Origin of the sequence: Paenibacillus sp. PK1-4R (genome assembly GCF_030369595.1) — a bacterium.
Taxonomy (GTDB): domain Bacteria; phylum Bacillota; class Bacilli; order Paenibacillales; family Paenibacillaceae; genus Paenibacillus.
The window spans coordinates 6,270,924-6,290,637 of sequence record NZ_CP126535.1 but is presented as its reverse complement, the minus strand read 5'-3'; the positions used below and the strand labels follow the sequence as shown (position 1 = coordinate 6,290,637).

The window sequence follows — 19,714 nt, the reverse complement described above, 5'->3', positions numbered from 1 at the left end:
AGATAAATGTAATGATTATAGCTATTCTTGAATATTATTCCAGACCCTACCTTATCCCTTGTGGATAAGGTTTTTTGTTTATTTTGAGATTTTTACTAAATAATTGGAACCTTTTGCCGATATATAAAGGTAACTGACTTAAAAAGAGGAGAGATGATTGAATGCAACGTACGAAGAAGCCGTTAATCTGGCTGATGATGGTGGCACTGGTTGTATCTCTAATACCAGCAGGCCTTGCACCAGTCGCATCGGCGGCGGGACAGACGAGTTATTTTACTCCTGATAATACGACACTGAAAAGCACTGTGGGTTTGTTGTTGGATGGAAAAGATACAGATACCAACAAACTGACTCGTGAGAGAGCATACAGAGTTACTAACAAAGAAGAGGCTGTTTCTGGTACATTCGTCAATGTATCGGGGTCAACTCTAGCAGTTAATGTTCAGCAATTGAATCAAGATGGGGGTAAATGGGTTGAAAGCACAACACGTGTGGCTCCTGGCTTCATCACAGCTGATCCAGAGAGCCCGGATAATCGCTTCAATGCCACACTGACCCTATTTCCGGGAATGAACAAAGTTACATTCACTGGTTCACAGGGACCTAGTGAACGTTCAGAGACGTTCTACATTTTATTCGATCAAGTTCCATATTTGCAGGACGTTCAAATTATGGGCGGGTCTTCTAATCTGAATTTGAATGATGGTTCAAAAGTAGTTGTTAACGCGAAGGCAGTTACGATTCAAGGTACAGCGATGAATGCATCCAAAGTCACTGTTTCAATGAATAATGGTGAAGCACTCCCAACGTCACTTTTGGAAGATGGGTCATTCTTTACACCACAGATGCAGCTTAACCCGGGAGAGAATAAGATCAAACTGATTGCCCAAAATGGGCAGGACACACTGACGTTTAACTACTCTCTTTTGTATTATGATATAGACAATCCTGTTGTGGGATTAGACTTGGTTGGCCAGGATTCAACTCAGAATTTGCTAGGAACTCGTCCTTCTTATACAGGGGACAAGGATCAAGCATTAGTTAAAGTGAAGGTCCTGATTCCGGATCAAGGTGGACAATCATTCATTGAAAACGCTAATGTAACAGTCAGACCTGTTATAGAAGGAGCAACAACGACTCCACCAGCAGTTACAGTTCCGATGCCTACTCAAGCAGATAAGCAAATATTTATTCCAAGTACAGCTACGAACACACCTTCATACTACTTGGTTGAATTTGAGATTGATAAATTGCAACTGGCAGAGGTATCAAATGAAGCTATTGAAAATCAAGAACATACAATCACGATTCAGTACGGTACTCAAACTATTAACAAAACATTCAGATTCCTGTATCAACCAGGCCAAGTTGCTATTACGGGCTTGCAATATCTGAAAGGTTATAGTGAAGGAGGAACCATTCCAGCTGGCCAGCCACTTAATGGCGCCACTATTGATAACGATGAGTTTTATATTGCAGTAGAGACAAGCACAGCAGTTGCCGACCAAGGTGAAAACGGTGCAAATAAAATCATAGCCAAATATCTACCGTTAGGAACCAGTGCCATTGATATTAAATATATTATGGACGTGCCTGTACCTGTGGGATCTACTCAAAATCCTAAATATATTTATAAAATTACAGGATTTAAGAATGGTACACAAACAGTCAGATTTAATTACAATATTGGTGGAAATGAATCGAAAGCCTATAGGGATGCAACCATTTCATTTGCATCGAAAAACTACATTTATATTGAAAATGTAAATGATGGCGAGACTTATGATGTGAACTCCAAAGAAGCAAAACCATTTAAAGTTTCAGGACAACTCGTTGGTTTTGGAGATATGTTAAAAAGCGACTTTTTTGTATTTGATGTATTCGCTAATGGAACAAAGTACTATAATTATGCAGATTCAACAGCCTCAAAAGACTTAACATTTAATAAAGAAACGGGTACATTTAGTTTTGAATTAAGTATTGATGGAGAAAAAGGACCGCTATTCTTCGGAGAAAACAGACTCGTCTTAACTGCTACAGGAAAAGATGGAGAAAATCAGACTAGCGAGATCAAAAAGGAAGTTCGTTTCTACATTAATGATAACAACGTATCGACAGTGAAGAACTTCCAACCTACATTGGTTAGAGGCAGACAAGATCTTCCGACAACGTATAATTCAGATGATGCAATCATCAAAAATCTGTTTAATCTGGCACCTGAATTTACACTCAAAGATAATGTATATACAACAAGTCAGAAGACCTTTGATATCGCAATTCGTGGAGCCGGAGCAGAACGCATTAATTTAAATATGGGAACCAAAAACATTTTCACGTTGAAAATTCCACAAAATCAGGATAATCAAACTGCGGTGACCTGGGAAACCCCTGAATTCTCAACAGAATTCAAGAAGGATCCGCCATATGTAGTAGATCGGATTGGTTCTCAAGATGAGTTCGTCGTACGTCTTAGAGATCTTCCATTAGAGACACCTGGCACATACATCTACACTCTGGAGTTAATCAATAAAACAGGTGCTAAAACATCTCAAAAGTTGGAGATTGTAAGGGAGTCAACAGGTTATCGCCTATTGTCTCCACAACCAACTTCCGGCGATAAGATTGTAGTGAATAAAAACTTCGTTCATATTGATATCGAGGCAGAAGGTGCAACTCAGGTCCTTATAGGGAAAGAACCAGCTATACGTCGTACAGACGTGGGTGAAGATCGCTTTATGTTCGATTACGTAGGACTGAAACAAGATAAGTCCACAGCAATCAAAATCACTGTAGAACGGCCAGGATCAAATCTCACGGATACCATCAACGTGTTCTACACAGGGACTGTAGGAGTAGACGCACAGTACATGGCACCGAAAGTGGCCACGAAGTACACCGTGTTCAATAAGCAATTGCAACTGAATTTTCCAAAAGGTACTGTAATGCAAAGCACGGATACTAAAGGGATCGCGAAGTATTATCCAGATACCAAACTGTTATTTGGTATTGCCGACCCGGTTCGGGGCGTGGTTGAACGTCGTAACGACTATGGTAATGTGATTGGCTTCATCAACACGGGCGAAGAGAGTGGTCTTCCAACGTGGCAGATCCAGGATGAATACTACACACGTTTTGGTTCCACAGCAGCTTCAACGAACTTCAGTCCGATCTCTGAAGTCTATTGGATCAATGGAGGTATGGGTGAGACTGGCGACAGAGGAACACAAGGTTACAGAATGCCAACCAACGGACTTCCACCTTATAGCAGTGAAGCATTATTCGGTGATCCTAACATTCCGTCAGAACGTAAAATTACGCCTTCACAACGAGGCACATTAACACTTACGTATGACTCAAATGTAGTTGATGATGCAGGTTCAACCATTACGGTATTCCGATATAACTCCAAGCGGGAGTGGCAGAATATCGGTGGTGAGGTAAATACCAAGGCTCATACAATTACGGTGCCATTTGATGAATTTGGTTATTACAAAGTTATGAAGTTGAAGCGTAGTTATAACGACATCATTAATCATAACTGGGCAAGAAACGTGCTGAATGGTTTGTATTCGAAAGGATTCATGAACAATCTTCGATTCGAACAGTTTGGTACGGATGATCGCACTACGCGTGGAGAATTCGCCACATTACTGGTTAAGGGGCTTAATCTGCCAATCAATTCAGACAGTAACAACACGTTTACGGATCTGAGACCAGGTACAAGCTCAACAACATGGGATTACGACAGTATAGAAACTGCGGCAAGAGCAGGTATCCTGACAGGACTTACGAACGGTGTTGTAGGTGCGGATCGTCCGCTGACTCGTGAGCAAGCTGCTGTGATGATAGCTCGTGCACTGCAATTAAAGCTGGCGGCGAATGATGCCAAACTTGAGGCTACAGTAGCTAAAGCCTTTGTCGATTCTGGAAGTGCAGAGAAATATGCGTTACCTTCAATCCAGGCTGTATCTAAGGCTAAGATAATGGAAGGTTCTGATGTCACCGTTGCAGGCCAGACTAAACCGCAAAAAGCCTTTAACCCTAAAGGTAATCTGACACGTGCAGAAGCAGGTAAAATTGCAGTAGAATTACTTAAGAAGAGTACGAAAGTATTCCCTAAAAACTTGAGCTAATCTACATCGGACAAATGAACGATTTTAGGAAGGACCTGTCCCTTACTCTAAAGGATCAGGTCCTTTTTATCGCCGTCAATGAATGGACATAGAATACTTTTATAATAGAAGGAAACTGTTTTTTACCAATAACTATTTTTGTAATTTGCTAGAGTTTAAGATACAATAACGGTAAATACACAATGATCTAGAGGGTGAAGTTAGCTAATGAAACCGATTTATTCGAAAGCCCAGCTGGGCTACATGAAGGCAAAGACACAGTTTGAGAAGCAGGCAGTCATTCTGGAGAAAAAGTTGGAAGATACACGCAAGACTCAGGAGATCTCTCAGGAAGTTATGGAAGGGCTTGTACAGTCCACTGGCTTCCATGATGCGTATAACAATCTGGTTCTGGCTGAGAATGAGTTGATTGAATGGTCTCACACGACGATGAAGCATGAGAAAACGTACCGTGAGAACAGACAACCAATTGACGATATGTATCTGAGATTGAACAGTGATCCAAATATGCGTGCTCAGATTATTGAACTCGCGATGAAGATTAAATAACTTATATTTCCAGAACTGCACCAAAAGCATCCCAAAAGGGGTGCTTTTTTATTTTATTTTTTGTGAATTTTGTCGCTTCATAGGTTGAAGTTGCGGGTATAAATAAACGTTGGTAGCACAGACAAACCAGAGATCACCATTCCAGATTCACTGCTGTATCAATGGTTTGAAAAGGTTTTGAATGGCTTCAATACCCGCACTGTACCTATACATAAAAAAAATCAAAACTTTTTTTGTGCAATCCGCAACTTTTTGAAATCTACTGCGTTTAAAGTGTAGAGTCGAAAACATTGGGCCTGTTACCAAGAATGACCTCGTGAAGAATCTTGTCTATTTTTTAGAAAAAATTGCTTTACGGCACGAGAGACCCATTGTATAATACGTAAGGTAGGATTAGGAAACTACTCTATTTACGTGTGATTCTGCTTTACAAACCTAGTTTACAAGTTTCTGTGATATGCTCACAGACATCATTTATATTAACTTGCTCACAACTCTGGAAAGGGGGTGCAACAATATATGAGGAATACGAGCGACCCTATTACTAAAGAAAATTCAAATGTTATGAACGCCCAAGGAGGAGAAAAAAAGGTTATGAAGAAAATTTTATCCGTAGCATTGTCTACAGCAATGGCATTCTCAATGTTTGCATCTGTAGCATTCGGTGACACAGCAGTTTCCCCGCAACAACAGTTTGATGCATTGAAAGCAAAAGGTATCTTCAACGGTTATCCGGATGGTACAGCAGGTCTTGACAAAGACATGACTCGCGCTGAGTTTGCAAAAGTTATCACTAAATTGCTGGGTCTGAAAGAGATCACTGGAACTCTTTCTTACACTGACAAAAACTACACAGCTAAAAACTGGGCTGTACCTTACATCGAAGCAGTAACTGCTGCTGGTATCATGGAAGGTAAAAACGTTGAGAAGAAAATCTTCGACTTCAACGGTAAAGTGACTGTGTCCGAGATGGCTACAATCCTGACTCGTGCATTGGATCTTGAAATCCCAGCTGAAACAAACAACACTGCTCCAGCTTGGGCTAAAGGTTATGTTCAAGCAGCAATCAACGCTGGTCTGGTTGATGCAAACACTAACTTCACAGCTAACGCTTCCCGTGAATTGCTTGTAGGCGCTGCTTACGCAATTGACGAAGCACAAAGCTTGAAAGTATCTTCTTACACAGTAACTGAAGGTGGAAAAGTTGTTGAATTCAAAATCAGCGACGGCGAAACTGTAAAAGTTACTTTGGATAAAGCTCTTGAAGCTAACAAAGAAACTGAAGTGAAATTTACTTACAAAGAAAAATCTTTCACTGAAAAAGTTACTTATGTTGTAGAAGCTGCAACTAAAGTACAATCCGCTTCTTCTGTTAACTTGAAAGAAGTTGACGTTGCTTTTGACGGTAAAGTAGACAAAGCTACTGCAACTGATAAAAACAACTACAATGTGGATAACAATACTAAAGGTATTAAATCCATCACTTTGTTGGAAGATGGCAAAACAGCTCGTCTGTTGTTGAACGAATCCAGCAAATTTGTTCAAGGTACAACTTACAAAGTAGTTGTTAAAAACGTTAAATCTTCTACTGGAACAGTATTGCCACAAGGTGAAGTTTCCTTCACATCTGCTGACAACACTTTGCCTACAGTAACTGAAGTTAAAGCTCTTGGAACTAAAGTTATCAAAGTAACTTTCTCTGAGCCGGTTGTTGCTCCAACAAGCACAAACTTCCAATTGGATGATAAAGCATTTGTTGGTAACGTTACTCCAGGTGCAAACCAACGTGAAGTGATTCTGCGTGATTACACAGGTTCTATCTCTGTGGGAGCACACAAACTGACTACTTCCTTGGTTGAAGACTTCGCAGGTTTGAAATCTTTGTCTGCAACTACTGATTTCACAGTAGCAGCTGATACTGAAGGACCTAAAGTAACTGAAATCTCTGCTACACTAGAAAAAGTAACCGTTACTTTTGATGAAGAAATCGATCCAGCTTCTGTAACTAACGACAGCTTCTACTGGAAGTCTGGCGATAGCAAAAAAACTGGTACAGTAACTCAAGTTGCTTCTAACGTATATGAAGTTCAATTCTCGCAAGCTAACCGTCTGCCAGGGTATGAGTCCACTTTGTTCGTAGAAGTTAAAGACTACTCTGGTAACGCAAATGCTGTGAAAGAACACAAAATCAATGCATCTGTTGACTTGGTTCGCCCACAAGTGGTTGAAACTACTTATGGTGTAGATAAAACTAATCAATTGACTGTACGTTTTGATAAAGCAGTATATGCAGCAGCGGATGTTAAAAAATTCACTGTTAAGAAAGATAACGATACATTCCCAGTGAAAAGTGTAACTCCAGCTGATGCAAGTAACAAAATCTTCTATGTTGAGTTTTACACTCCTTTGGAGCAAGGCACTTACAGCTTGAAAATTGCCGATATCAAAGATACAACTGCACTTTCTAATACTCTTGTAGAGTACAATGGTACTTTTGTTGCTACGGATGTAAATGCACCTAGCGTGTTCAAATCCGATTATAACAATGCAAATCACAAAGTTACATTGAACTTTGGTAGAGAAATGGATTTGGCTTCTCTGAGCACAAAATCCAATTACTACATCGAGTTCAAAAAAGGTACTGCGGCAGCACAAACTATCGCTTTGCCTGTTGAAGTTACTGTGAGCCCTGTGAATAATGGAAGATCTGTAGTGCTGACGTTCCCAGAAAACATTGATGGAACTGCAGTAACATTTGGTACTACGGGTTCAGTTCGTTCTATCACTGCAGCAGGAGTTAAATCTCAAACTGGCCAGTTTGTTTCTCTTACACCAACAGTACTTTCTAACGTAGAAGACAACAGACTTGCTTGGGATACTGTGGTACAAAAAGATGCTAAAACTTTCGAGTTGACGTTCTCTCATGTTGTATCTGGTGCATCCGTAGGTGATTTCACAATCAACGGAACTTATCCTTCTTCTGTTACTGTAAAAGATAACAAAGTAACATTGAAAACAAGTGATGAGTACACTGGTAATAGCGTAATTAGATTGCTCACTAACAACGGAGTACAAACTTACGCTGGCAATAAAGTGAACAACACTGCAGATGTTGTTAAAGAAACAACTAATGCTATTGCGCCTAAAGTAACTGGAAGCACTAGTGTAGCATTGCAACAAACAAATCGTGCTTTTGTACTTCCTTTCTCTACAGAGTTGGCAACAACTTTTGAAGGAGTAACTTTAGAAACTCAAATCGCAAACGATTTGATCGTAAGAGATTTGTCTGTTATGAACACTGAGCCGTTAACTCCGCTTGCTGATTACACAACTAAGATTGTTAGTGTAGATGGTGGTACAAACAATGCTGTTGAAGTAACACTTAAAAAAGTTTATGAAAACCCATTGTCTGTACAAGTTAGCAACAAAGCGCAATTCATTCGTGCTCAAGCTGACAAAACTAAAGTTGCTGGTGAGTCCAGTGTCTACAATGTAGCTGGTAATCAAGAGAAAGCTGATTCCAGTATCGCTGTAAGCAATGCTCGCATTACAACTGCACCAGTTGCTAGTGTTAAAGCAGAAGTTACTAACGGTGGTATTAAATTAGTAGCTAAAGAAGGTGGAGTTAACACGGATACCTTTACTTTTGCGAAAACTGGTGTTGCTGGTCATGTTGTAACGGTTAATGCTACTGGAGTAACTGCTCAAGATGATGCTACTGTTGCTGAAATCGTTGCTGAGCTCAACAAACCAGTACACAACCTGAAATTTACAGCTGAAGTAGTAGATGGAACAACTCTTCCAACTGGTAATTTCACTTTTGATGGTGGTTCCGATGCTACTGCTGGAAAAGTAACTATTAAGCTGAACAAAGCTGTAGCTGCTATTATTGGTCAAGTGGAAATTGGTGAAGGTTCTTACGATGCTGATTTCGTATCTGCAACTGACAAATCTACAATTGTCGTTGATACTAAACAAGCAGCTAATATTGCTGGTCAATCTGCTGTCTTAAAGGTTGAAGATGTTAATGGATTTGCCATTACTCTTAACATTCAAGCAGTTGGTGTTCTGCAACCATAAGCTTTTAAAATAGTTATCAAGAAGGAAGCCGGAGATTAAATTCTCTGGCTTCTTTTTTTATACAACAACATCGTAACTTTCTCTCCCTGCTAAACGTTTATACTATATAGCAACAAGCAACTTATGGGAGGTTTGGAAGTGGATCATAAAAAGGTCATAACGACTTTGATAACTAGTATGTTATTCATCAGTTCAAGTGGAGGGCTAGTAGCTGCCGCAAGTACACCAGCTAACTCAGGTAAACCTGCTACAAATAACAGCGCAACAACAAAGAAGCAACAGACAACAACCACGAACAAAGTAGTACATACACTGGCCAAGGTACCTGTGGTCAAAGTAACTGCACGTAGTACCGTGAAGTTAACCGACGTCAATATCTTGTCTCAAGACGACGGGAACACGGTGACGTATACACTGACGTATAAAAATAATGACAGCACACCTATGATGATGCTCGATTATTGGAGCAAAGTGAAAACAAAAGGCGGAACAAGCTTCTCTCCAAAGCTGATCGCTAAGGATCAGGAGAAAAAGACGGTATCACCAGGTTCCACGGTGGATCTCACATATGTTATGAAGGTTGGACGTGAAGTGAAATTAAGTGATCTGAACTTCCTGATTGTAAAATGGGATTTCAGTAAACCGAATTATGAAAGCACGCTGGGGAAATTCAATGTTCCCGCATCATATAGCATCACTACACCTGTAGGCAAAACGAAGACGGTTCGTCTGAGTGATTCGGCCGTCAAGGTTAAAGTCTCGGGTATTAAAGTGTATCCAGGTGAAAATAAGAAACAATACGTCAAAGTTGGCGTGAACTTGAATAATATCAGTTACAAGCTATTGGATAATCCAAATATCAAGTGGATTCTACGTACACCGGGAGGTACGAATTATCCATTGACCCCGGATAAGGATAGTACAGGTGTCAGTATTCAGGCACAGGCCAATAAAACGTTAAATTTAATGGCTTCTTTGCCTACAGCATTGAAACTGGAAAAGTCTGAATTACTTCTTGTGGAAGAACAAGGTGAAGAGAAGACTGCTCTGCCAGTGGCAGCACTACAGCTTCCTGAAGCTAGCCAAACCAATGTAAACGTAGCAGCCAATCAACCTAACATCATTTCAATCGATGGACAACCTGTATCGACTCTATTGGAATCTGCTCGTGTCCGTGGTGAGGATGAAGAGTTTGATCTAACGATGCAGTGGGTCATTAAGAACCAAGGGAAAAAAGAAGTTAAGGTTCCCAAATACGCATTAGAGATCCGTACAGAAGATGGTACTTCCTATCCGATCGAGACGAAAGCGCTAGATGATCTGAAGTTGAAGCCAGGTGCGACTAAAACGATCAAGCTGATCACTACGATTCAAGGAGATGGGGATACTAGCAAGATTAAACTATATGCGATGACACCGACGACCAAAGATGAGAGCAAAGAAGGGGAAACGTCTGGTGGAGGCACGAGTGGTTTTGAGTTCTCCTATCCGGTTGGCATCTATGCTATTCCTGAATCCGTAACAAGTGGAGATGGACTTACGACAGAAACGGTAATTAAAAATAGTAAAGGTACATTCGGTGTATCTGTAGGCTCCTTGCAACGGCTTCCTTGGACAGACAGTGATATTATTGCTGCCAAGGTCACTATTCGTAATGCATCAGCCAAAACGGTCCAATTGCCTGAGCTGGAAGCGATGTTCACAATTGATTCCGCTAGAATTGATGGAGATACGAAGCTGATTAGCGCGCAAGGCGGTAAGTTGCTCGGTTCGGGGATGGTCATGGAAGCTTATCTTCTGACGAAGATTCCATCTGAACTCAACATGAGCCGCCTGGAATTGACGTTGCTGGAGAAAGTAAGTGAGGAAGAAAAGAATGATTGGATTACTCTTAGTACATCCGGTTTAATTCAGCCCCTCTCTTATGTAGGCGAAGGGAAAACCTATACTCAAGGAACTGCAGACAAAGAAACAGAGCTGGGCATACGCAGAACCTATGTGTATCCGGGATCTTCGTCCGATATTGTATATACCGAATTCGAGATGACGAATAAGTCTCTGCGTCAAAGTGGCCTTGCGAAGTTGGTAGGATACTACAAAACAGCAGATGGTCAATATTACAAAGCAACAGCCAAGCAGGCAAACCGTGTACCAGGGCCAGGTCAGAAGAGCATCGTGACGTTCTGGGCTAAAGTGCCGAAAAGTGTAAAAACATTATCTGATATGCGTTTGATTGTAGGTGAAGGAGTTGCTGATAACAAGTTTGTCACCGGTGAAGGTGAGGCGACGGCTTATGTTAATGCCATGTCATTCGAGGTGCAGCCGAAATCATTATCTGTTCTATCTTCTCTGAATGATATAGACTTGTATCCGTTCAAATTCTCGGGCAGCAATATTAAAGCTTATCTTACAGGAGGAACGGCAGTACAGATTGAGATGATCTACTCTTTAACACAGGAGGAAGCTGTGGATAGTGGAGAGTATGGACACAAGCTGATTCTGTCTCTAACCGATGGGTCAGGTAAAGTATTTGATAAAGAGATCACACCAGGAACTGATCTGAAGACAGGCACTAACCAGACGCTGAACTGGAGTATTGATGATACGGTATTTGATAAAATACGTGGTGGCTCATATCGCGTAGCCTTGTATGATGTTTTTGAAGGTCAACGAATTCGTCTTGCAGAACAAGGTTATAGTTACGATGTATCCAAACTGCCTAAAGAAGAACCGATCATCCCGGAGTTCCCGGAAGAGGGTTCTAATAATCCCAATAATAATCGGTAATTTGTACGAAAATTAAGATATTTTAAAGCTAAGACCTCGCTTCCACATCTACGGAAGCGAGGTTTTGCTTGTCGCATGGCGCTTTTTTCTCTATAGTTAAAATTAATAGATTACCAGAGGAGGAAAATGATTCACATGAAACCTTATATGAAAGTATCCCTTGCTGCACTCGCCATTGGTGTTGGCGTCTGGGTTGGGTCGGTATACAGCAATACAGCCATTGGAGCAGGCACCAGCCAACCAGGAACAGCAGATGATCCGGTTGTAACAAAGAGTTATGTAGATCAGCAGATTCAACAGGCTTTGGGCGGTAAGATCCCGACAGGAAACGGTAGTACCAATACGGGAACAGACAGCAATGCAGGAAATGGTAACAACACCGGCTCTGCAGGAACCGGGAACTCCGGTAGCACAGGTGGAGACACATCCCTTCCTCCACTGGTCTCGGGCGCTTCTGAAGCCGTTGAGATCGTAACCGTGAAGCCGGGTCAACAGCTGATCGGCAAGTCTGGCGCGGAGTTCATTGTACGTAGCGGCAAAGCTGTGATCGTCAGTGAAGGTACGAACGGTGTAGCTGATCTGACAGACGGGATTGACCTGACGAATGGACAGGCAGCGCCGACCAATCACCTGCTCTCTTTTCCAAGGGATGGACGAGGGATCACGGTATTGGAAGGAAACAAATACAGCTTAACTGTAATGGTTCGTGGTGGATATACTTTGAAATAGGATTTGTAGCTGTTAAAGGAATTATTCATTAGTCATACATTTCATTTGCTCAGATTACCCAGTTCTAACAAACATTAATACGGCTAGCCAACCTTGTTCCTGCTCACTCTATAACTGTTGACAATCATTTAATGGAGGTGCAGGAACCATGGCTAGAAGCAATCGCAAAGTGGTACCCGAAAGTCGTCAAATGCTGGATCAGATGAAGTATGAGATTGCTGCAGAGTTTGGTCTCAATGTGGGCTATGGTGGCAGAGGGTTGGCTGGTGCGGATACAGAATTTGGATCTGAACTGGGTGAAGTGAGTGATCATTCTTATGGGCAATACAAAGGGTGGGGACACCTGACTTCCCGCGAGAATGGATCGGTTGGTGGAGAGATCACCAAAAGGCTAATTCGTCAGGCAGAACAGCACTTATAGGGCATTTTCCTTACCCCGTTTCGTTTGACACGTCTTGACAAATACGTTAAGATGGCATTTGAGGTATGCAACCTTTTCCACTAGGGAAAGGTTGATTTTCGTTTGAGGCAATTACCTGAAAAATCCTTATCTTCGGTACTGCGGACCCTGCGTCCTTATTCCATTTTGGAAAGCTTCGAGGGTACAGTGAACGAATCGCTGTCATGTTTTGTTCGGGCAATCGCCATACTACTAGTTATGGGAGGTTGAAACTTCATGTCTGTTAAAGGCCGGCATCTATTTACATCGGAGTCTGTAACTGAAGGGCATCCGGATAAAATCTGCGATCAGATCTCAGACGCCGTATTGGACGCGTTTCTTGCAAACGACCCCAATGCTCGCGTAGCTTGCGAAGTTTCCGTAGCCACAGGCTTAGTGCTTGTCATCGGTGAAATCAGTTCAGCTTCTGAATACGTGGACATTCCGTCCATCGTTCGTAATACAATTAAGGATATTGGCTACACACGTGCCAAGTTCGGTTTTGATTATAACACTTGTGCAGTTCTGACTTCTCTGAATGAGCAGTCCGCTGATATTGCCCAAGGTGTTAACGCAGCGCTTGAGAACCGTGACCCGGAACAAGTCGCTCGTGAAACAGAAAACATTGGTGCAGGTGACCAAGGTCTGATGTTCGGTTTTGCAACGAACGAAACACCGGAACTTATGCCTTTGCCAATCGCTCTGTCCCACCGTATCGCACGCCGTCTGGCGGAAGTGCGTAAGAACGGTACATTGGAATATCTCCGTCCGGATGGTAAAACGCAAGTAACGATTGAATACGACGGTGACAAGCCGGTACGTGTGGATACAATCGTTGTGTCTACTCAGCACGCTGAAGAGACTACACTTGCGCAGATCCAAAAAGATATCAAAGAACATGTAATCTTGCCTGTTGTTCCAGCCGAATTGCTGGATGAGCAGACTAAATATTTCATCAACCCAACAGGACGTTTCGTTATTGGCGGACCTCAGGGAGATGCAGGCCTTACGGGACGTAAAATCATCGTAGATACCTACGGCGGTTATGCACGTCACGGCGGTGGTGCGTTCTCTGGTAAAGATCCGACAAAAGTAGACCGTTCCGCAGCATATGCGGCTCGTTACGTAGCGAAAAACCTTGTAGCTGCAGGACTTGCAGATAAAGTGGAAATCCAGCTCGCTTACGCGATTGGTGTAGCCAACCCGGTATCGATCAACGTGGATACATACGGAACTGGCAAAGTCAGCGACGAGAAATTAGTTGAGCTTGTGCGTAACAACTTCGATCTTCGTCCGGCTGGCATCATTCGTATGCTGGATCTGCGTCGCCCAATCTACAAACAAACTGCTGCTTACGGTCACTTCGGCCGTACAGACCTGGATGTACCTTGGGAGCAAGTGGACAAAGTAGATCTTTTGAAAACTCAAGCAGGTCTGTAAGTTAGGTGCAATAGTAATGGAGCCCTTGATTCCGATAAGGAATTAAGGGCTTTTTTGTGCTTCCATCGATTTTACTGCTTGTCATGGACAAAGGAAAAATTATGGAATAATTCCCCAAATAACTAAATGAAATCCCTTCTCTAACCGAAATACATAATGAGGTCTGTACATCAGACAGGAGAAGAAATGCAGATAAGGGGGAAGATCAGTGGAATTGAAGAGAATTGCAAGAAAAGGCATACTTGGACTCTTGATCGTCATGCTAATAGCTCAAGGTTGGCTTACGGGTTGGAGAGGAATGGATCAAAGAGCATATGCTGGAGGTGAGTTAACTGCAAACGGAATAGTAAATACAGTTCCTGCGGTGAACGGCAAAAACGTCGATGGATCATCGCCTTTACGTATTGAATTTGCGAGACCCGTTTCAAAAGTAATCGGTCCGGAAAGTAAGATATCCATTAAACGTGTCAACGATGATTCTGAGGTTGTTTCTGTAGACGTATCCAGTGAACTGGTAACGATTGAAAGCACAGGGCCAATCACGAATCCTTCTGTACCTGTGAACGATACCGAACCGTCTACAGGAGAAGATACAGCTTCACCACCACCTGAAGGGAAATTTGTAAGCATCCAAATCCCAAAAGGGAATATTATTCCAGGTGGAACCTATTACGTTCAAATTGATGCAAATGCATTTGCTTACACAGATGGTGAGAATCTTACTTTATTTCCAGGATTATTGAACAAAGCGTGGACGTTTAGTACTCAAAATATAGGCTTGCCGGCAGTTACAGGCAAGAGACCCCAGAACGCAGCAGTTCAGGTGAAGCCTTCGGATCATCTGACAATGTCGTTTAGTCTACCGGTTGTTGCTGGAGCAGGCACGCTTCAGATTTATCAAGGGAGCGTAACAGGAACTGCATTTGAAGCAATTCCAATCACGTCTAATGGATCATCCCGTATTTCAGGATTAGGAACTCAGACGATTACGATTGATCCTGTGAAAAATTTTAATAATAATAGTACATATTACATTGTAATACCTGAAGGTTTTTTGCGAGATCAGCAGGGAAATGACATCCGTGGAATCAGCGGCATGGATTGGGGATTCAATGTGCAGTCGGACCCAACTTCCCTGACGGTGTCCACGTTGTCTCCTACCAATGGCACCACGAATGCGCCTTTGTCGGGCAATCTAACGGTGACGTTCAACAAGGAACTGGACCGTAGCTTCCCAGGTCAAGCCATTCTCAAGAAAGCAAATGGAGCAACCGTTGGTTCGACGACAACCTTTAGTTCGAACAACAGACAACTGATTATTACGCCAACAAGCACATTAGAGAATAATACGAATTATGTTGTCGATATTCCTGCCAATACGTTTCGTGATCAAGCAGGTAATACATTCGCAGGTTTGAATGGGTCTACATCGTGGGCTTTCAAAACCTTAAGCAGAGATACAACATTACCTGTAATTAAGAGTGCCAAGATGCACAGTAACAACACGATTCGTCTAACGTACGACAAGTGGCTTAGCAGCATCAGTCCACTGAGCAGCAGTTATACCGTTACCGTGAATGGAGAGAAGCGAAACGTTAGTTCCACTTATATTTCAGGTGACAGTGTATATGTTGTCTTGGATACGGGTGTAGCGGTAGGACAGGTTGTGCGGATCGCATATGCACCCGGTACTACAGGTAATCGTCTTACAGATCAGTCATCCAATGCTGCGGCTGCTTTTGGCGCAAGAGATGTGGAGAATGGTTTAGATTCTGTCATGTCCAAGCCGCGGGAAGGTAACGTGTATTACAGTACAATTACGTTGTACTACCCTGAGACGGTATATATTACTTCAAGTGATGCAGCAAGACAATTCAGTGTAACGGCGGATCAGTATGCTGTAGGCATCAATAGCATATCGATCAATGGCAGCTCTGTGGTGACGTTGAACCTCAGTCGATCCATTACGGATGGTGAAGTCGTTCGGGTTGCATACACGCCAGGTTCATGGCCTGTAAAAGATACACGTGGACAGGCTCTTGCTGGATTCAGCGGCTTCTATGTCCGCAATTCAATTGATACTAAACCACCTGAGTTTAAGAGTGCTGAGGTGAGTGGTAACAAGTTATGGATGCGTTACAATGAACCACTGAGCACGACAAATAAACCGCTTAATAGCCAATATTCTGTTCTGGTCGATGGTAAGCCAGTCTTCGTTAATGATTCCGAGATCGAAAATGATCTGGTCACGTTAACGTTGGCTTCGACGGTGAAAGATACGCAAAATATATCGTTATCATATGTACCTGGAGCATTGCGATTAACGGATCTCAACAATAACCCAGCAGGATATCTCAATCTGACTCCAGTAACGTACACATATGGTAATGGCAAAATCCTGTCGGCTACGCTTCAAGGAGACACGGTTCAGATTAATTTCCGTGATTCAATCCAGTCCCAGGCTGCACTAACAGCATCTCAGTTCAATGTAGTGATTGGTAATTCAACGACAACCGTATTGTCTGCTTCAGCTTCTGGCTCTGTGGTGACGTTGAAAGTGGATACTTCAACAGTAGCATCGACAGCTACTCCGACGGGAACGGTGAGTTATGTACCTGGGGCGGTGCCGTTACGTGATGCGTCGAATGTCACGATAACAGCATTTGGTCCACTTACGTTACAACAGACGAATAATAGTTCCAACAACAATAATCAGTCGGGAAATCGTCCTTCCTGGTTGTCGGAATTGGATGCATCGAGCTATGGTCAGTCTTTACTTGTAATGAATAATACTACGGGTTCTGCTGTATCTGCGATGTCCCATTATAATCGCCCGACTCGTCAATTCAACGTGGATGCAACCAAGTTGCTTCAGTCCTTTGAATACGCTGGAGCAAACGGGAAATTGACTCAGCCGGTGGTATTTGAGATACCGGATAGTGAATCGGCTGCGTATGTTGGCTTCCCATTAAGTGCACTGACTCAGATTGCTGCAAGTTATCGTACAGGCACTATTGGTGTGAAATATGGAGATCTTCTCTGGACGGTGCCACTGTCTAATTTAGATATGGCGGCTATGAGTCGGAGTGTAGGAACGTCAAACACAAGTACAACGACAGGAGCAGCAGTTCCATCCTTATACGTTCAGTTAGAGACGGTACCTGTGTCTTCATCGGGGACGATGGAAGGCTTGATTGCAGGTGCAGGAGCGCAGAAGCTTGGCAACTATACGGACGTATATTTGTATGTCGGTAATGGAACAAGCGATCAACGTGTAGATCAGAATGTCAAAAGCCAACTGGCCATGCAATTGGCTGCCAATACCCCAAGTTTAACATCTGGATTTACGTATATTGATCCAGTAACGTTTAGGTTATCCAATGTACCTAGTTCCTTTAAAAATACGACAGGTGGTGTAGTTGTCCGAGGACAGCTGAATGGTAATCAGTCGGTAGTCCCTGTTAACAACATCGTTAGTTATCCGGATACGGCGTCACACTGGGCTAGTGAGGTCATTAAGGAACTCTCAGCCAAATGGATTATTAGCACACCGGCTGGTTCCTTCTACCGACCAAATGAGAACATTACACGTGCGGAATTTGCTGAATTGGTTGCTAGAGGTCTTGGACTAAATGGAGAACCTACCGCAGCAAGTCGTTTCCAAGACGTTCGCAGTGGTAGTGTGACAAGTGCCTATATCGGTGCTGCAGCTGAAGCGGGAATCATTACAGGAAATACCGATGGTACCTTTAAGCCGGATCGCCCCATTACGCGTGAGCAGATGGCACTTATGATGGTACGTGCGATGAACTACGGTGGGAAAACAGTTTCTCTTCAATCTTCGGCTGCCACCACTCTTTCCAAGTTCAAGGACAGCAACAAAATCCAGTCCAAGGATTCTGTTGCCAAAGCGGTGCAGGAGGGAATTATTCAAGGCATGACAGCGAGAACATTCGAACCCCAAGGGAACGCGACTCGCGCTCAGGCAGCAGTGATGTTGAAACGGGTTTTGGACAAGTTAGGATATCTATAATAGTAATTAGCTCTTTTATCTTAGTGAAGCGAAATCGATCAGGGGAATAAGTTCAACTGGTTGGTTTCGCTTTTTTATATTATAAAGTCATAAATTTCATGGATAGAGGGTGTAAATTTGCTTAAAAAAATGCTAGTATTTGTCCTCATTCTGGGATTAATATCTATACCTTCACTGGCTTATGCTCAAAATAATAAAGAATCCATACAACTGTACGTTAATGAAAAGCCTACAGACATCAAACTGATGACAAAATCAGGAACGGTGTATGTTCCGTTTCGAGAGTTTATTCAATTAATGGGGTACCAAGCGGATTACTCAGTGGTAGATCGAGAGATTTCAGTTAAGATCGGGAATTCAAAATTTATCTTCCTACCGGATGATGGTTACATTAGTGGATCGGGAGATTACTACGAACTACAAAGGCCGGGTATTCAAATTGATGGGAAATTCTATTTGCCTATCCGTTATGCCGCCTGGTTAACCAAGCACTCGGTTAAGTATGATCAAAAGTCGAATACGGCGTGGATGGTGCAGTATGGGTATGGTCAAGAGAAAGAGATACTTGATTTGATAACAACATATGATAGAGCTTTCACTGTAGAACTACTAGCTTCAGATCATATGCAGAGATCTTATTTGACGGATAGTAAGATAGCACCCCAAGTGAGCGAAATCCCTGATCGAATCTACAATGTTGATATCACAAGCATTACATATGAATCTGCGAACCAGGCATTATTGTACGTTACTTATATTCATAATAATCAGGTAATGGACGACCAGCATGAGATCGTATTCAGAATTAAGAAAGAAAATAATATGTGGAAAATTCTTCAATCAGAGTCTCTGTCCAGTTATACCAATCTTCCAAAAGATATGGATACATCTGCTGATAAAATAAAGGAGAATTTTAAAGAAAAGCAACAAAGCGTATTGTCAGATTTGAGGACATATTATGAAGCCTTGAATCAGGAAGATTATAATTTAACATATAAATATACTTCGCCATATAAGATTGAGCAAAGAAATGCAGATGCTCTTGCTGACTGGATGACTTGGGAGAAAAGCATAATGGCTTCTTTTGAATATGAAGATACGGTGCACCGTATCTCCAACGAACGTGTTGTGTTTCTTGGGGAGAAGCAAGCTGTTGTCCATGCTACGATGCAATGGAGTAGTGTTTCAGAGAAGAGAGAACAGCATAGTTCTGAGTATAACGCACTGATCTATCTTGATTATGCCAATGGGCACTGGAATTATAGTGATGAATTTAACCTGGATGCTAACTATGAAGAAACCAATAGAGAGTTACCTGAAATATTTTTTCCAGAATTATAATATGATTCAACATAAATCATTATTCAGGTAGAACCCAGGTGCGCAGTTAATGGCGTGCCTGGGTTTCTTTTTGCCAAGAATATCCTCAAAGTTAGCTATGGGCGTAACTTTTTCCACAAAAAGCAGTCTATTAATAGAAGAGTATACTAGAGATCTCGCTATCGGCTGCCTACTTGGCAGTGT

Annotated in this window: 9 protein-coding genes; all 9 read left to right on the top strand. The window is 42.3% G+C overall.

The window, feature by feature from the left end; genetic code table 11:
* The first annotated feature begins 161 nt into the window (after nucleotides 1-161).
* Nucleotides 162-4,133 carry an S-layer homology domain-containing protein gene (locus QNO02_RS27375; protein WP_289390506.1) on the top strand — a complete coding sequence of 1,324 codons (3,972 nt, stop codon included), beginning with the start codon at nucleotides 162-164 and terminating at the stop codon, nucleotides 4,131-4,133.
* A 207-nt stretch (nucleotides 4,134-4,340) separates the two neighbouring features.
* Entirely contained in the window at nucleotides 4,341-4,682 is a 342-nt protein-coding gene (locus tag QNO02_RS27370; RefSeq protein WP_036612519.1) for a hypothetical protein, read from the top strand.
* Nucleotides 4,683-5,201: 519 nt separating this feature from the next.
* Nucleotides 5,202-8,762 (top strand): S-layer homology domain-containing protein, encoded by a 3,561-nt coding sequence (locus QNO02_RS27365; RefSeq protein WP_289390505.1) that lies wholly within the window; start codon nucleotides 5,202-5,204, stop codon nucleotides 8,760-8,762.
* 138 nt (nucleotides 8,763-8,900) lie between these two features.
* Nucleotides 8,901-11,549: a hypothetical protein gene (locus QNO02_RS27360; protein ID WP_289390504.1), complete on the top strand. Its 2,649-nt coding sequence runs from the start codon at nucleotides 8,901-8,903 to the stop codon at nucleotides 11,547-11,549.
* 135 nt (nucleotides 11,550-11,684) lie between these two features.
* The gene (locus QNO02_RS27355; RefSeq protein WP_289390503.1) at nucleotides 11,685-12,278 is read left to right on the top strand and encodes a hypothetical protein; all 594 of its coding nucleotides are present in this window, start codon (nucleotides 11,685-11,687) and stop codon (nucleotides 12,276-12,278) included.
* A gap of 148 nt (nucleotides 12,279-12,426) precedes the next feature.
* Complete coding sequence (locus tag QNO02_RS27350) at nucleotides 12,427-12,699, top strand: alpha/beta-type small acid-soluble spore protein (RefSeq protein WP_017691962.1); 273 nt, start codon at nucleotides 12,427-12,429, stop codon at nucleotides 12,697-12,699.
* A gap of 255 nt (nucleotides 12,700-12,954) precedes the next feature.
* On the top strand, nucleotides 12,955-14,157 hold the full coding sequence (metK, locus tag QNO02_RS27345; RefSeq protein ID WP_091036339.1) for a methionine adenosyltransferase: 1,203 nt from the start codon (nucleotides 12,955-12,957) through the stop codon (nucleotides 14,155-14,157).
* 208 nt (nucleotides 14,158-14,365) lie between these two features.
* Nucleotides 14,366-18,190, top strand: coding sequence for an S-layer homology domain-containing protein (locus QNO02_RS27340; protein ID WP_289390502.1), 3,825 nt, complete (start codon nucleotides 14,366-14,368; stop codon nucleotides 18,188-18,190).
* A 117-nt stretch (nucleotides 18,191-18,307) separates the two neighbouring features.
* Nucleotides 18,308-19,531, top strand: a complete 1,224-nt coding sequence (locus QNO02_RS27335; protein ID WP_289390501.1) for a stalk domain-containing protein — start codon at nucleotides 18,308-18,310, stop codon at nucleotides 19,529-19,531.
* Nucleotides 19,532-19,714 lie beyond the last annotated feature (183 nt).

Coding starts and splice junctions, on each gene's coding strand:
- QNO02_RS27365 (WP_289390505.1), top strand. CDS start 5,202: ATGAGGAATACGAGCGACCCTATTACTAAAGAAAATTCAAATGTTATG.
- QNO02_RS27350 (WP_017691962.1), top strand. CDS start 12,427: ATGGCTAGAAGCAATCGCAAAGTGGTACCCGAAAGTCGTCAAATGCTG.
- QNO02_RS27370 (WP_036612519.1), top strand. CDS start 4,341: ATGAAACCGATTTATTCGAAAGCCCAGCTGGGCTACATGAAGGCAAAG.
- QNO02_RS27375 (WP_289390506.1), top strand. CDS start 162: ATGCAACGTACGAAGAAGCCGTTAATCTGGCTGATGATGGTGGCACTG.
- QNO02_RS27355 (WP_289390503.1), top strand. CDS start 11,685: ATGAAACCTTATATGAAAGTATCCCTTGCTGCACTCGCCATTGGTGTT.
- metK (WP_091036339.1), top strand. CDS start 12,955: ATGTCTGTTAAAGGCCGGCATCTATTTACATCGGAGTCTGTAACTGAA.